15 protein-coding genes and 3 pseudogenes are annotated in these 14,393 nt (G+C 42.8%); 7 read left to right on the plus strand and 11 right to left on the minus strand.

All coding sequences use genetic code 11. The annotated features are described in order from the left end of the window. The 4 genes from H6G86_RS35950 to H6G86_RS35965 all read left to right on the plus strand — a co-directional run. Positions 1-216, plus strand: a 216-nt coding sequence (locus tag H6G86_RS35950) for an SRPBCC family protein (RefSeq protein WP_524538524.1), incomplete at its 5' end; no start/stop codon positions are given. A 19-nt stretch (positions 217-235) separates the two neighbouring features. Continuing rightward, on the plus strand, positions 236-439 hold the full coding sequence (locus H6G86_RS35955) for a hypothetical protein (RefSeq protein WP_190938371.1): 204 nt from the start codon (positions 236-238) through the stop codon (positions 437-439). A gap of 67 nt (positions 440-506) precedes the next feature. Then, complete coding sequence (locus H6G86_RS35960; RefSeq protein ID WP_190938372.1) at positions 507-869, plus strand: hypothetical protein; 363 nt, start codon at positions 507-509, stop codon at positions 867-869. After that, positions 866-1,282: an HNH endonuclease gene (locus tag H6G86_RS35965; protein ID WP_190938373.1), complete on the plus strand. Its 417-nt coding sequence runs from the start codon at positions 866-868 to the stop codon at positions 1,280-1,282. Before H6G86_RS35960 ends, H6G86_RS35965 begins: the two co-directional genes overlap by 4 nt. A 47-nt stretch (positions 1,283-1,329) precedes the next feature. Here the strand turns inward: H6G86_RS35965 and H6G86_RS35970 are convergent, their stop codons facing one another. Then, positions 1,330-1,560, minus strand: coding sequence for a hypothetical protein (locus tag H6G86_RS35970; protein WP_190938374.1), 231 nt, complete (start codon positions 1,558-1,560; stop codon positions 1,330-1,332). A 343-nt stretch (positions 1,561-1,903) separates the two neighbouring features. Here H6G86_RS35970 and H6G86_RS35980 point away from each other — a divergent pair. Beyond that, a pseudogene (locus tag H6G86_RS35980) lies at positions 1,904-3,051 on the plus strand (IS4 family transposase); the annotation flags it as partial. 252 nt (positions 3,052-3,303) lie between these two features. On the opposite strand, the gene H6G86_RS35985 reads toward H6G86_RS35980, so the two are convergent. The 7 genes from H6G86_RS35985 to H6G86_RS36015 all read right to left on the minus strand — a co-directional run bounded on the left by H6G86_RS35985 (position 3,304) and on the right by H6G86_RS36015 (position 9,702). Further along, complete coding sequence (locus H6G86_RS35985; protein WP_190938376.1) at positions 3,304-3,486, minus strand: hypothetical protein; 183 nt, start codon at positions 3,484-3,486, stop codon at positions 3,304-3,306. Between the two features lie 6 nt (positions 3,487-3,492). Continuing rightward, complete coding sequence (locus H6G86_RS35990; RefSeq protein WP_190938377.1) at positions 3,493-3,822, minus strand: hypothetical protein; 330 nt, start codon at positions 3,820-3,822, stop codon at positions 3,493-3,495. Continuing rightward, entirely contained in the window at positions 3,809-4,351 is a 543-nt protein-coding gene (locus H6G86_RS35995; RefSeq protein WP_190938378.1) for a hypothetical protein, read from the minus strand. The genes H6G86_RS35990 and H6G86_RS35995 overlap by 14 nt, the downstream gene beginning before the upstream one ends. A gap of 256 nt (positions 4,352-4,607) precedes the next feature. Next, the gene (locus H6G86_RS36000) at positions 4,608-4,802 is read right to left on the minus strand and encodes a hypothetical protein (RefSeq protein WP_190938379.1); all 195 of its coding nucleotides are present in this window, start codon (positions 4,800-4,802) and stop codon (positions 4,608-4,610) included. Between the two features lie 498 nt (positions 4,803-5,300). Then, positions 5,301-6,782, minus strand: coding sequence for an ATP-binding protein (locus H6G86_RS36005; RefSeq protein WP_190938380.1), 1,482 nt, complete (start codon positions 6,780-6,782; stop codon positions 5,301-5,303). After that, the gene (locus H6G86_RS36010) at positions 6,782-8,395 is read right to left on the minus strand and encodes a TnsB C-terminal domain-containing protein (RefSeq protein ID WP_242065148.1); all 1,614 of its coding nucleotides are present in this window, start codon (positions 8,393-8,395) and stop codon (positions 6,782-6,784) included. The genes H6G86_RS36005 and H6G86_RS36010 overlap by 1 nt, the downstream gene beginning before the upstream one ends. A gap of 149 nt (positions 8,396-8,544) precedes the next feature. Continuing rightward, on the minus strand, positions 8,545-9,702 hold the full coding sequence (locus H6G86_RS36015) for a TnsA endonuclease N-terminal domain-containing protein (RefSeq protein WP_242065149.1): 1,158 nt from the start codon (positions 9,700-9,702) through the stop codon (positions 8,545-8,547). A gap of 332 nt (positions 9,703-10,034) precedes the next feature. Here H6G86_RS36015 and H6G86_RS38445 point away from each other — a divergent pair. Then, positions 10,035-10,274: pseudogene (locus tag H6G86_RS38445) on the plus strand (IS4 family transposase); the annotation flags it as partial. Positions 10,275-10,463: 189 nt separating this feature from the next. Then, positions 10,464-10,912 (plus strand): annotated as a pseudogene (locus H6G86_RS39265) (transposase); the annotation flags it as partial. Between the two features lie 70 nt (positions 10,913-10,982). On the opposite strand, the gene H6G86_RS36035 reads toward H6G86_RS39265, so the two are convergent. The 3 genes from H6G86_RS36035 to H6G86_RS36045 all read right to left on the minus strand — a co-directional run bounded on the left by H6G86_RS36035 (position 10,983) and on the right by H6G86_RS36045 (position 14,300). Then, a complete protein-coding gene (locus H6G86_RS36035; RefSeq protein WP_190938384.1) occupies positions 10,983-13,349 on the minus strand; it encodes a glycosyl hydrolase family 18 protein in 2,367 nt (788 codons plus the stop codon). A 277-nt stretch (positions 13,350-13,626) separates the two neighbouring features. Next, on the minus strand, positions 13,627-13,896 hold the full coding sequence (locus H6G86_RS36040) for a hypothetical protein (protein ID WP_190938385.1): 270 nt from the start codon (positions 13,894-13,896) through the stop codon (positions 13,627-13,629). Then, a complete protein-coding gene (locus H6G86_RS36045; protein ID WP_190938386.1) occupies positions 13,896-14,300 on the minus strand; it encodes an S-layer family protein in 405 nt (134 codons plus the stop codon). The genes H6G86_RS36040 and H6G86_RS36045 overlap by 1 nt, the downstream gene beginning before the upstream one ends. Between the last annotated feature and the right edge of the window lie 93 nt (positions 14,301-14,393).

The raw sequence follows: 14,393 nt of genomic DNA on the forward strand, positions 1-14,393 counted from the left end.
GTGCAGACATTTGAATTCTTGGGGATGCCGGAACGTGGGCATGTCATGCTGGAAAAAGCTGAGTTTGTCGCAATTGACGAACATACAACTGAGATTCGTACTCATAGCACAGCAATGAGCCAGTCAGACCGTGACGGCATGGTTGCTAGTGGCATGGAAAGCGGCTGGCGGCAGTCCGTTGAAGCTCTGGGCAAGCTTTTAGAACCAAACGATTAATTACAACTCACTCGCAGGCTTGACATTTACCAAAGCGATCGCTTCGGTAAATGTAAGGGTAAAGCACCTAACAGAAATTGTTGGACTTTATTATTTATTGTTGAACTTTTTTATTCCTCTACACCTGCATCTGAATCACCCGCTTTGTCTGATCTGCTACGGTCGCATCATGGGTGACAATTGCGATGGCTACGCCGACCAAAGGTACGCGGTATCCGATTGATTTAATTGTGGAATATTCTGTCAGCTAAAATCCAGAAAGTGTATCCTTGTAGTAAAAGCAAACGTCTATGCAAGTTACATTTGACTTACCTGATGAAGTTGTCAATCAGCTTCAACCCTTTGCAGACAAACTGCCTCAAATCCTAGAGTTGGGGTTACGAGAACTCAATGCGATCGCTCAGTCAGGATTTTCAGGTATGGCAGAAGTCGTAGAATTTCTGGCAAGCCTACCCACTGCTGAAGCTATTATTGCCCTGCGTCCCTCTGAATCCCTGCAAGCTCAAATTAACACTCTGGTAGAAAAAAATCGGACGGTAGGTTTAACCGCAACAGAAGAGCAGCAATGGCAAGGGTATCAATATTTAGAGCATATTGTCAGAATGGCTAAGGCTAGAGCCTTCTTGAAGATCAAAGAAGCGGACACAGAATGAGCAAAACCTATATTCCTGTAGCTCTCCGAAGACAGGTTTATGAACGGGCAAAAGCTTGTTGTGAGTATTGTCTGATTCCTGATGTCGCTACCTTTGCGCCTCATGAGATTGACCACATCATTGCTGAAAAACATAGTGGACGGACTGAAGCGGAAAATTTAGCCCTATCCTGTACTCTGTGCAATAAGCACAAAGGAAGTGATCTCGCCTCTGTCGATCCAGAAACCGGAAAAATCGTACCCTTGTATCATCCTCGCCAAGACATCTGGCATGAACATTTTCGCCTAAGTGGGTCTGAATTCGTGCCTTTAAGCCCCATAGGTCGGGTTACGATTGGGTTATTGCAGTTAAACCGTCGTGACAAAGTTGAGGAGCGTCAGCTTTTACTACAAGCTGGAATAATCGCTCCATAAAGTCGGGTCGGCGATCGCCTCAATGTCCCAAGCTCTCACATTATGCTTTAAGTTACATTGTCATACAAAATTACAATATAAGCAGCAGTTATGTGTGAGGTTACGGCAATTGCATCAAGTGACCACCCATGACTCTTCTGTGGATTGGCTGTTGCAGGGGTTGGGGATTTTGCTCCCACCGTATCTGTCATCCTTGCACGCTTTGCTGCTGGCACCTCTTGAGAGAGAGTACAATCTTGTTTGTCAGCAGCAGAAGTGATGATACAGCTAGTAAACAATAGGTTAATCCAACAAATACACAATGCAACAGTGCAACAATTAACTCGTTGTATGAAAGCGGTAAGCGATCACGGAGTGTCTCTAAGAGTTGCCATAACGTTAGGCTTATCGATTCAAAGAGAAATCTGAGTAGGTCATGGGGAGTGTCCTTTTATAGCCGCCATAACCGGACACTTGACATTACCTAATTTCCTTCTAAAAATATCCCTCTCCTATCCCTTGTGGCTCTTCTGTACCTGACTTTTCCCGTTAAGTCTTGAAATGCTTACTGGCAAAGGATTCAAGAAACAGCGCAGCATATACGGTACAGTAATTAAAATTCGGTGCTAAAGGTGACAAGCAATGCTGGACTGGTGGGAAAAAAATTTTGCGACCTGTGAGTTAGGCGATCGCCGATTAAATGAGCGTGCAATGTCGATAGGCTATGCTCTCAGTCTTGGATTTGGCAAAGCACTGTCGGAAATCTTCAGTAGTGGAACAGTACTCAAGAGAGCTTATGAGTTTTTGCGAACCCAAAAGTGGAATTTTCAAGGCTGATTGAACCGCACTGTGAAATGACGGCAGAAACGGTTACAGAATACGATGTAGTGCTGTGTGTTGGAGACACAACTTTTCTTGATTATGGCAGTATTGAGGCTAAAAGAGAAGGTTATGGCCCAATTGGCAAGGCAGGTAATGGTTTAATATTACACAGTGCCTTAGCGATAGAGCCTGAGACAAGTCAATCCATAGGTCTGTTGTGGCAAAAACTTTGGAATCGTGAACTAAAACAGAAACCACCGAAAGATGAAACGCCGACACAGAAGAAAAAACGGCAAGCAGCAGCTCGAAAAGAAGCCCGAAAACGCCCCTTTGAAGAGAAAGAATCTTACAGGTGGATAGAAGCACTTACCACTGTAGAAAACCTTGTAAGTAAGCACACACGAGTGGTTCATACTTTCGACCGAGAAGGTGATATCACAGAAGTTTTCGATAAAATTCGTCAACTTCAGCACACAGGAGTTTTGGTACGTGCCGCTCATAACCGCAGCCTAGATTCTGATAGTGAGCGTCTTTGGTCAAAGCTAGAAGCACAACCTGTCAGTCTGGAACAGGAAATCGAATTACCCAAGACGAGCAAGCGTTCTGCCCGGAAAGCTAAGCTATCTGTACGATTTTGTCCTGTGAATCTCCGCATCCCCTATCGTTTTGATAACCGTGACCCTCTACTTGTGTATGCTGTTTATGCCACAGAAGTTGATTGTCCAGAAGGTGAAATACCTGTCGAATGGATGCTGTTGACTACAGAAGTTGTCGCAGATATCCAGATGGCTTCTATGATTTTACGTTGGTATTCTTACCGTTGGCGGGTGGAGGAATATCACAAAATCTTCAAATCTGGTTGCCAGGTAGAACGATACAGGCTGGCTGCTGAGGGCATGAAAACCTTAGTTGGTTTCTTGAGTGTAATTGCTGTTGAACTGTTGCAGTTAACTTATTTACACCGCACCCAGTGTGATTTGAATCATAAAATAAACTTTTAGCTCAAGATATGCTTCAAAAAGAGTTAACCATTTTATGCTTCAGAAACCAGCATCAAAGTAGAAAAATCACATCTACCAAGTAATTGCAGCACTTGATGAGGGATTATCGTTGCGTCAGACAGCAACACAAGCTAGTTAGGAAATAGTGGTTAGCCGATGAGTAATCAACTTGGCAAGTCTAATAATTGATTATTAGCTATATACAAAATCTCCATTTTGTCACTTGGGCGTTTGATAGCGTTTTGCTTGGTCTTCAAAAACCTTTTTTGCTTCTTCGGAGTTGGGATCTACTCCTAAGAGCGCTATTATCGGTTCAGGCTCGTACTCACTAGGAGAGGAAGTGTCTAGGTACATAAAGCCATCTTCCTCAGTCCATTCGTCGAATTCTACTCTTTTGCTCATACAAAGTTAACTAAAAAGTTGATTTAAAATATTATTTATTTGCCCGGAAAAGCAATAAGAGCAACTGTGAGTAGTTTCATTATAATTAGCCTCAAGGCAATTTTCCGCATTTTCTAATCTACCAGACGGGCCTTTGATTTCAATTATTGCTATTTGTTCACCTTCAGCTTCAATAATTGTTTGTACTCTTGATTCTGGTAGGTTTTCGGGAGAGAGCGAATCTATAGATAAGCCTGTATCTACAACAATATTTGATAAATGATAAATTGATTTACATCCATCATCGGTACAAAATACTAAACAATTATTCCTAACGTAAATCTCAGTAATTCTCATTGTATAAATCCATACTTTGGTGATCTGATTGGTAGAGAGAAGAGTAAATGTGAATGCGTATATCAGTAGATTTGAACCATCCGGCTAACACAGCATCATCTGAAATATCTCCAAGAACTACTAGCCCGTCTTCTTTATCAACATAGTAAGGTAATGGCTCGGCACTCAGCCAACCAGAAGAGATCGCTTCTTTATCCCGCTCAAAAACAAAAACTTCTAAACTCTGCTCGTATTTTGAGTAGCAGTAAGGTAAATAGCAAGCTGGGTACTCTTTTAGGATTTCACGATTAACTGTGTACGACCGCCAACGTAGTTGCTCCCCCTTGATTTCCTTTGGGTTAGCTTCTAGCCAATCGTAGAGCTTTTTGGCTTGCTGCAATGCGTGATCTGCGCCTTTGAAAATGACACTAGGAAGAAAAATATCGCCATCAAAATGCACTGCAACTTCAAATAAATCTTCGTCCTCATCTTCGGCTTCTGTTATTTCAATGATTCCATCTTTATATAATTCGGCTTTTCCATTAGTCATAATTCTCCATTTTGTCTCGTCAGTAGGAACTATCTGTATTATTGGCTGCTTCCCATTCTTCATTGTTCAAACCAGAAAGACATCTATTGCAACCGAAAATGTCCTCTGGGATAGGCGCGTTTGCGGGATAGGTTTCAGCCTCCTGATTCGTAAGACCTGAATGCCAATCATGAAGAGTTTTAACCCCGCAACCGCTACAGTAAAAGTAACCGCGCTTTAATTTTGGATCAAACATAATTCTGTTTTTGTTATGGCGTTATTTTTCTTGAGCAGGTTCTAATTGATCTTCAGCTAAAGTCGTTAAAATGTTAATTGGAAATTGCCATCCAGGAAGTCCGCATTTGTATAGTGGTCTGTTATCTAAAGGTGCTATTAATTCTTTAATTTCTAATATTGGGACTTCTTGAGCACCTCTTATAATTACTTTTTCACCTACATTATATTTGTGCATAATGCCTATTTTGTAACTTCAACCCTGATTCTCTTCAAATTTGCGAAATGCTCAGTTTTACGCACACCATCGGCATACTCAACTAAGCAATAAGGTGCGTTTGCTGTGGTGTGTTCGATTATTGTGCAGGATTGACCCGTCTTCTCGTTTAAATACATAATTACCTTTTTGTCACATGAACGCTGAAAGACTTATGCGGTGGTTGGGTAGATGCCATCCCTTCCAGCAGAAGCAGAGAATGGAATAGTTTATTTTCTGGAAGTCCCTCAAATGACTGGTTGTTTGACATTTTGACTATGCGTATTTAAGTCTTCGATAATGACAGAATAATTAGAAAATTCATTAAATTCTAATTCATTAATAAAACGCTGTTAATTCAAATTCTATAGGTAAAGTAGATAAACTCATTAATTAATAATTTCCTTTAATACTGATACGAACTTTATTGAAAAACTGATACCCTTGATAAAAACTGTTTACTACTGAATTTTTTGATGTTCACTGAAGTCCTACAGTATCTCGTTTAGGTTTGCGTTGCCCAACACGTTGGGAAGACTTTTTAGGCGTTTTAGGCGTTTCCTGTTGAGTTGCGGCTTCATCATCAATCGTCTTCTTTTCTACCGTGTGACTGGCGGTAATATTTGTTTCTAGTGGTGTCTCGCTAATTGAAGAATCAGCTGGTTTTGTCTTCTTGCGAGTTTGTTTTTTCTTGGGGGCTGGCTCGATAGGAATTTCATCTGGTGTTGTGGAAGCCGTTTCATCGGCCGCAGAACTAACGGGCTTTTTACGAGTCCGCTTTGTTGGGGATGGTGGTTTGTCAGATTTCGAGGGCGATGCAACCACATCTGCTGCGCCCTTTGATAAATCCACCGCAGTTTTTGGCACAGATGTAGAACCCATTCCCATCTGTAGCAAATGCCACAAATGTTCACGACGACTTTCCATGTAACTAAGTTTTTGTTCACCCTCAGTAGTATCCAGCGCCATGCGTTCACATTGGGCAAGAGAGAGCGTATGTTCATGGAATTGTTCTAAACTCAGAGTATCGTGTCCATCATGCAATGCCGCCGCCACAGTCCGTATAAGCCAGTCCTTAAGTACCCCAACACAACCAATGGAACGTTCATAATAGTATTGCCAATGCTGCATTAGTTGCGGAACATCCACATTCATCGGTATTTGTATCAGGAGTGCCAATAATGTGGCTTGAAAATCCTGGCGGTCAAGTTCATTCTGATACAAATAACGCGGAAAATGGATATCCAGCCCCCGCCGGGATGCTTGACCACTTAAATTACGAAAATTGAGCAGTTCGTAAGTCCCAATCAGAATGTGTAGCACACCCGTAACGTTGGTCATGGATTTAATCCAGTCCAACTGGTCTAAAAGCTTACCAGCACTTGCACCAGTCCCAATCTTCATTAAGTGCTGTGCTTCATCCAAAATCACCGCCCGCACTCCACGTTTGGTCATCGCCTCTTCTAATGCGTGGCGTAGTTCAGGCGAATCATTGAACTGGGCTGTTTTAGTCCGCCCACGTCCTTTCTTCTCCCAAGTTTGTTCCGCGTCAATATCTATCAGCATCCGCCGCTCATAGAATGGTTCTCCCAAAAGTTTCAGCGCAGTGCGGTAATAATCTGCCCGATTAAACACCCCACCGTCCGGTGGTCGTGTTTCTAATAGCAATAATGGCATTGGGGGCTGAGAGCCGTTACGATAGCTCAATGAATTGGATACACCCGGTAACTGTTCGGCTACATTTTCATTTAACCGTTTAGCAATCTGGCGAATCATCGTTGTCTTACCCACACCACTTGGCCCATAAACCAACACATGAGCAAATCCTGCTGGTTCTCGAATCGCACGCATCAACAACATATCTACCCGTGCTAACTGTGGATGTAAAACTGCATACTCCTTAAACTGAGCCAGTTTGAGGTGCATTTGGTCGCTCCCCTTCCCAGTTAAAAAATTGTCCATTAACGGTATTCCCCCAGTATCGGCAGTTGTGTGAGATCCAACAGTTCAACACCTCGACTTCGCTCGGTGTTGAGGCTGAGCGGAGCCGAAGCCTCAATGTTGTTTTGCAGTGCTGGCAATTGTTCGTCATCTTGACTGTGTGCTTCCATCTCTGGCTCAAGAGTGCTGACTCTTGGGAACTGGGGTACACCTTCGGTATTGGGTGTTACATTCTCTAGCACCCCAACCGCTTCCAAATCCCGTAACCGTTGCATGAGTAAAGTTTCATGCTCTTGCACTGCCGCAATGAAGTCTGCAAGGCGTTTGGCAGAGATATTTGTACTCACAGCATTACGCTTATCTTGCTGTCTAATTTCTTGGGCAGCTAATAGCACTTCTTTCTCCGTGCGTCCGGCAAAGGTGCTGTAATACTGGGAGATACATTTGACCCATCTTCCCTCTAAGTACGCATAAGCTATACCCATATCAAAAGGGTCATAACGCACACTGACTTTGGTTTTTTCGACAACCGGATTGCGGAAAGCATCATTCCAGTAATAAAGATAATTGACTTTAATTCCTTGTCCCGGCTGGACTTTAGCGTTACCTTTGGGTGTGCTAGGGCGTGTTGCCATGAGGAAGTCTTCGTTGTATGCAATGCGTCGGTGTTCTCTCTCCCCTGTAGCAACGATTGCGTCGGTATAAACTTGTAATGGTGTCTCACCCAAGGTATCATGTACACTCGTGTCATAAATGGTGTATGCCCATTCATTCAGGTAGGTATATAAATCTGCTAATGTCCAAACGGCAAGTTGTTTGGGGTTAACAACTTTGGTCAATTGACGCGGTTGTTTACTGGCTTGGGTGTTGCCCAGTAAGTTAAAGATAAATTCAGTATTTGTTGTGCCGAATAATCGCTCAACTACTGAGCCAAAACGGGGTTTACCACCGGGTCTTGTCTTTTTAATGCAGTGGTAACGTGCTAATAAGGTATCAAAGTAAACGCTATGAAATTCCCTGCCGCCATCTACAACTACGGATTGGGGAAAACGACCAAAACGCTGGACACACAACCTTAGTGCCATCATGCAAGACCTGTAAGAAGGTGGGTCAAAGGTGAGATAAACTACTAAGATGCGTCGGGAGTAGGCATCAATCAGTAATGTCAGCCAAGGTCGTCCTAAGTTCCGACCAGTTACTTGAGAGCGTAACTCGATGTCGAGTTGGGTGTGGTCAAGATGGCAGATGGCAAAGGGTCTATCTCCATGCCTGGGTGTAGTTTTAGCTAGTTCTAAAACAATCGGTTCGGTTGCGTATGCAGCTTTTGCTCCTTGACGTTTTAAAGTCTGCTCATGGATGGGACGCTTTTTAGGGCGGGTATAAAATGTGCGCTGACTCAATGGGGAAATGTTGGCAGCACAGCAGGCTCTTGTATAGGCGCGATAAACGGAAGCAGCTGGGGCTTGTCTTGGTGTCTCGAAGTGTTCGGTAATAAATTGATCTAATAATTTACTTGCATCTGTTGGTGCTTTGGGTTGGCGATTTCCTCTACTAGCGGTACGCGGCAGTAATCCAACATAACCGCAACCAAAAGTGGCTTCGGCTTCACGAAACTGTTTGGCCCATCGAGACAAGGTGCTTTGAGGTATGTCCTTATATATGTCTGTGCGGTGCTGGAAATATGCTTGTACTAGATGAAATCTGTGATTGGCTCTTTGTAGATCCGTAGGGGGAGCAATGCGATTTTGTGAGGTGCTTAAAATTAAGGTTCTAAATCACCTATTTAAGGGTGCGATCGCAGCCAAATAACTGTTTTTATTGAGAATATAGCTCTGTAACTGAGAATTAAAGTGGGATCTAACAAAATCGCATCGCTCCCATCCGTAGGCGAGGCAGCATCCATCAATTCACGCACTTTTTCATTGATGGTTGTGTGTGTTTCTGAAGTATGAATGATGATAGTGCCGCTATCAAATAATTGCAGAAAAAATGCTGTGGGCAATTGCATTGGTTGCCCAACTTTGGGTAAAAGTGTGGTTGTCTTCTCGCCCAAGTTAACTAAAGTCCAAAGTTGTGCGTCCCAGACTAATAAGGTATTGGGCAAAAGTGTTGTGGGTGAGAGGATTTGTTTATGCCCAGTTGTCTCTATGGCTAAATGTGTATGAGCAGTATGAGTTTGTTGGTCTGCCCATAATTGAACTCGCCAATGCTCCACTAGGGGAACTGCATACAAGTCTACGTAGACTTGCTCTGTGGCAATCATGGCGTAAATATCGTTAGCACGCACTCCAGGTATGCTTGCAAGTGTAGCGGCTATGGTTGTTCCTGGGGTGGCTTGAACTGCTGCTAGTATTTGTTCTGTAATGGAGTGGGGGATATTGGCACTGAACCTAAAGTAATCTTCTAAAAACATTAGGTTCTGAGTGAATATGGGATTTAGTTCGGTATCGGTGCGAACATGGTATTTGAGTCCAAATGATGCGGCGTAAGCTTCTCCTGGTGGGCAATGCCAATGACCAGTTTCAGTTTTTTGGTAGCGTGAAGGGTATTTTTGGGCTAGTCGTTTTAATTCGGTTTCGGTTTTCCATTCTTCCCATACTGCACCACTTGAACGCAGTACGAAGAAGTCTGGGGTATGATAATGACCTATTTTTCGCCCGTTTTGGTTTTGGTACTGAATTTTAAATGGGGGTGGTTGGTCGTAGAACTCTAGCACCTGTGGGTCGTGTTCCATTTGGTAAATCGCCCATAGTTCTACTGTGTGGCTCTCAAATTGAATGGTTTGACCCATTTTGCGGCTAGGGTAAACTCCACTGACGTTCTTGGCGCGTCCTTGTACTCTGCGAGAAGGTGGGGCAGCGCGAATTGCGGCGATTAAGTCTTTGCAGGATACCGTTAGTTGCTGTTGCCTACACCAATGGTCAAATTCATCATCTGTCATAAGGTTTTTCTCCTTGCCAGGAGGCTGTTTCAGGCTTTCAGGACGCAAGAAAAAACTACAGAGTCATGGTTTTAAGTGAAGCATATCTTGGAATTTTGAACCATATTTTGAATTGAAAGTTTAAGTTAGAGCAATTTTTTCTGAGATTTTTTGTCCAAGTTTTGTCTCTTTGTGTTTTTTCAACTCATTCTTTAATTATGCTTCAGAATTTCAACTCTATCTCATGATTTGATTCAAAGTTTGATGTTGTGATTGGTGGGAAAGCCCGAAATTGCGTTAACTATTTCTCGCTTTATGGTTCAAAATTTTTTCCAAATTATGATTCAAATGACACCCAGCCTTTCGCCCCTGCGATTGAAATTCTGAATCCTTTAGAACTGAGAATTTTGAAAGCTAAATCTCCCAAACTGCCCAAAGTACTAACTGTTAGTTGGGCTGTTGAAGCTGTTGCTCGTCTTGGCGGCTACCTAGAACACCGAAGCAAAACACCAATTGGCATTCAAGTACTGTGGCGAGGTTGGTTAAAATTACACGATCTATGTGAGGGTTGGCAGCTTGCAAAAGAGACTTAACGGGAAAAGTCAGCTTCTGTACCTGTTATGCTGAATCTTTAATTGAGCAGTAGAACTTGACTTTAAAATCCAGTTTAGAAGTCTAAATTTCGGGCATAAGCATAAAATGCTAATAATTAGGTGCCCCTAACAGTAACCTTATTACTCAGCCTGGAAAAAATGGTACGCCAGGTTTTCTTGCTTATCCGTTATGAGCCAATTCCTGCCGAACCTGGTCATGATGCAGAAGTTGATTATCACTACACTCATCAGGGAGTCCAAGCTTTATTTATATTCTTTGATCCCCATATAGACTGGCAAAGAGTTAGCAATCGAGACCACCGTACTCGCATTGATTGGGCAGAAGAAATCCGCCAATTATTTAGATGTAGATTATGCCCAGGCTGGAAAAATTAAACTACTCAGCGCTAACCTTAGCCACCCATAATATTGCTTCTCTCTACGAGGTATTTCCCGCACCTGAAGCTCATCGTTTAGCACGACGATTAGAGATTTACCATACTCCGGGTAATGGTAGTTGGCTTAATGTTGCGGAAATCGAATTGAGTGTTTTGGCACAGCAATGTTTAGACCGACGCATTCCTTGTGTTGAAAAACTCTCTGCTGAGTTAACCGCTTGGCAGCAAGAACGTAACCGCAAAGTAGATTTGCCATTCAGAATGGAAAGTCTGAGAGGGCTTGAAAATCAGCTAAGAAGGGTTGAATCAACTAAGGGATAGCGGGTACAAGCACCGGGATAAGTCTATTTAAGTCATCTACCACTTTCTTAGCTCCACCATTTATCCCCATGTGATATAGATCAACAGCTATAAAGTTTGGTTTGCGTTTACTCACTGCTATATAGGCGTCAACGTGTTGCTTGATTCTATTTGCATCATTTTCGTTATTGAATGTCTCATGGGCGATGCCAACCGTTATAGCACCAGCAGGAGCTAGAACCAGCAGGAGTGGCTCTCGAATAAATAAATCAGGACGAATAAATCCCAGGTGAAAAGTTGGAAAGAAATTCATGATAGCCAGTGATTTGCTCGTGTCATCAAGTGATGCCGACTCAACACGATTCTTAGTAGAAGTTGACAACTCCATGCTTTCATTACCATACACATTCTCGACCATGTGATCCCACACATGGAAAACGCCATCATTCCTCTTGCTAGAAAAGACCACTAAACGCTTGTTGTTTTGAATCATCCAGTTCAGAGTTGGCCACTGATCACCAGGTTTTTCAAAGAAAATATAGTTGAAAACGCCGCTTTCGTCAAAGGCTTGTGTCATCAGCGTTGCGTTATTAACGTAGCTCTCAAGAATGAGTGTAACGATTTGGGTTGGATTATTGTCCAGGAAGTTTTTGACTTCTTTGAGAGTTTCACTGAACTTTCTGTCGAACGCCGTCCTTGAGAGTATCTCAACAGTATCAGCCGACAACCCATTCTTCATTCCCCATTGAAAAATGTCATTTTCTGAGTGTCGAAGAACCACCCCACCATTGCCAGGGTATACATCCAGCATTAGACCCCGCACACCTTCACTTAACTGTCGAGAAACGTTGAAATCTTGTTGGGCATAATTCCAGCCATCGGCTCTACTTGTAAAAGCATTGTGTGTAACCAAATACGTACACTGGTCATAACGGAGAGAATTATCTGATAACGGCGGTTTGGTTTCGGGATTACCTGAATTTCTGTAGAGAGCTTTAATAATACTTTTTCCCTCCTCCCAAACATCGTTGGAAAGTTCCCAAATAATCACTCCTTGCGCTCCAACAGCCTTTAAGAAGTTCAATTTGTTAACAGCAGTGATTGGCGTTTCAAAGTAAATGTTGTGAGCATAGGGGTAATTTCCAGAAGCAGAAATGAATGGAGGTCTGGATGTACTTCCCGCTACCTTAATATTTGCATTTGCAGCCGTATGAGCATCAGGAAATTGACTTAGGATATCCCTATACCGAACTGACTTATAGCCTGGAGGAACCTGACTACTCAAGTCATCTGCTTCTTTTGGATAGGCAAAGTCATAACCATAAATTGGTACTCCTCCGGCAATCTTATTTCTAGGAATATTTTGTCCAGCCCCTTGCCAGTTGACAAAAAATTTATTTGTCCAATACCAAATAGAGTCTTCCACTGAAAAAATCGGATTGTTTGAAATTGGATCTGACTCCTCCCCAGGTTGTCGTGGGCCTGGCCACTCTCCCTGCTGCTCTGCTATATAGTCTTCCTGATTGCGAATCTTATAGGCGGCTGTTTGCGGCCCAACGGGAGAGTCATTCCAGGAACCAGTTAGGTCATAGCTCATAATGCCGACCCAATCCACATACTTGATCAAGGCAGAATCATAGTTATTGCCATACCAGGATGTGGCAAATACCGCAGCTGAAATGATTTTATTGGGCATGGCTTCTTTTAACCGTCTGGCAAATTCAGCCAAACCCCGTCCAGCAGGATGAGGCCCATCACTTTTCGGTCTGCCTCCTTGGTCGCCGCTATCACTACCATCTTTAGCCCACCAACACTCTAAATCCAGGTCTACCCCATCTAGATTGTTGGCTCTCACAAAAGTGGCGACATTTTGTACAACTTGCGTAAGCAAAGGATCGGAGGGATTATTGCCTATCCTTTCCATAAAGTAGAGAAATCCATAATCTACTGCTCCTCCTATGGCAACTGAGATGCGAGTCCCGTTGCGATGTCCTGCGGATACAACCTCTGCAACGATCGCATTTACATTAGCCAATGCAGCTTGGTCAAACTCACCAATACTGCTCTCACTAAACTGAAGAAAGGAAATAATGCCATGAGTGATATACCGATACATCTCATCATTGCCATAGTTAAAGCCCTCTGCTTTTCTCCAAGTAGGAATATAAGCAATGATTTTGGCTTGTCCATTTCCTGTGGAAGTGAGATCGTACATCTCATCATAAATTGCCCATCCAGGGTCTTGTCCAGGGGCAGCACCCGCCCAGTAACTGGCTTTGAAAATATTTCCCTCGTATTTAACCATTTCTCCTGCTTGGTAGCCAGTATCTTTAACCACCCATTCAGAAACGTTAGGATAATTTTGAGAAAATCCCATTTTTAACTCCTTGTAAGATTTGAATTTGAGATTTTTGTTGACTCGATAACTTTAAGTACTAAATTGCATAAATTCATAGCGGATTGAACGAAACAAATTTAGCTACTTGCTAAGTTGAAAAATGCTATGATTTTAAGCAAACTTTTACTTAGCTCGCTGTTCATTGAATTGCTTGTACTCTTTTACAATAGAGAAATTTGAAGAGACACACATCGTCAAGACAGGAAATTAATTTTCCAATTTTGGAAAGTCAATTTCCCAAGTTAAAAAACGTTATTTAGTCACCCGAACAAGTAGGCAGTTGTGACCAAGAACCACCAGCGGCAACAGTCGGTGCAGAAGCAGTGAGAATCACCTCTCCATTAGTGCCGTAGATCCATCCTTGAGCTTCAATCAGTGGTGCAGATTTAGGAGAATTGTGAGGTTTACTTCCAGTAACAGAGTTGTCGAAGTCGAAAGCGTTTTCTTGTGGCGTTGAGATACTTGCGCTTGTGACAGTCGGTATTTGGTAAGTTTGATAGGGTGCAATTGAGGAGTCATCTGGCATTACTGGCAAGCCGCCGTTCCCGGTGATGATGAATTTTCCTTCGGTCGTTTACTTCGGGCAATGCAACTATTGGCAATCAACTGTGAAGTATCGATGATGTTTGTAGGCAGAGCAGTTAAGCCTTGACTAGGATTAACATCAGGTGTGTTGAGTTGCACTACGCCATTGAATTCTGAACCACGGGCAGAACTAGCTGTGATATCACTTGATGGTGTAGGTTCTAAACGAAACTGAGTACCAAAGATACCAGAAGCGTTTATTATGACTCGACCACCAAAGCTGTTTTCAGCATTGGCACTGATGTCGCTATTTTCTTTGGGAACGGCGACTAGGTTATTAGTATCAATCGTAATATTGCCACCAGTGGAATTACCAGTGGCGTTGGTAGTTATGCTGGGGAGCAATGCGGTTTTGTCAGATCCAGTAAAAAACAAGCGATCGCAAAAATAAAATCTAAGTAAGAAGTAACTTTATTTACTAAATATGTGCTGGTAGCC

Source organism: Nostoc sp. FACHB-133, from assembly GCF_014698055.1.
Classification (GTDB): Bacteria; Cyanobacteriota; Cyanobacteriia; order Cyanobacteriales; family Nostocaceae; genus Nostoc.

What these genes read in the sequence shown, in the direction of transcription:
- H6G86_RS36000 (WP_190938379.1), bottom strand. Translation starts at nt 4,802, where the DNA reads ATGCACAAATATAATGTAGGTGAAAAAGTAATTATAAGAGGTGCTCAA.
- H6G86_RS35990 (WP_190938377.1), bottom strand. Translation starts at nt 3,822, where the DNA reads ATGAGAATTACTGAGATTTACGTTAGGAATAATTGTTTAGTATTTTGT.
- H6G86_RS36040 (WP_190938385.1), bottom strand. Translation starts at nt 13,896, where the DNA reads ATGCCAGATGACTCCTCAATTGCACCCTATCAAACTTACCAAATACCG.
- H6G86_RS36035 (WP_190938384.1), bottom strand. Translation starts at nt 13,349, where the DNA reads ATGGGATTTTCTCAAAATTATCCTAACGTTTCTGAATGGGTGGTTAAA.
- H6G86_RS35995 (WP_190938378.1), bottom strand. Translation starts at nt 4,351, where the DNA reads ATGACTAATGGAAAAGCCGAATTATATAAAGATGGAATCATTGAAATA.
- H6G86_RS35985 (WP_190938376.1), bottom strand. Translation starts at nt 3,486, where the DNA reads ATGAGCAAAAGAGTAGAATTCGACGAATGGACTGAGGAAGATGGCTTT.
- H6G86_RS36015 (WP_242065149.1), bottom strand. Translation starts at nt 9,702, where the DNA reads ATGACAGATGATGAATTTGACCATTGGTGTAGGCAACAGCAACTAACG.
- H6G86_RS36005 (WP_190938380.1), bottom strand. Translation starts at nt 6,782, where the DNA reads ATGGACAATTTTTTAACTGGGAAGGGGAGCGACCAAATGCACCTCAAA.
- H6G86_RS35965 (WP_190938373.1), top strand. Translation starts at nt 866, where the DNA reads ATGAGCAAAACCTATATTCCTGTAGCTCTCCGAAGACAGGTTTATGAA.
- H6G86_RS35960 (WP_190938372.1), top strand. Translation starts at nt 507, where the DNA reads ATGCAAGTTACATTTGACTTACCTGATGAAGTTGTCAATCAGCTTCAA.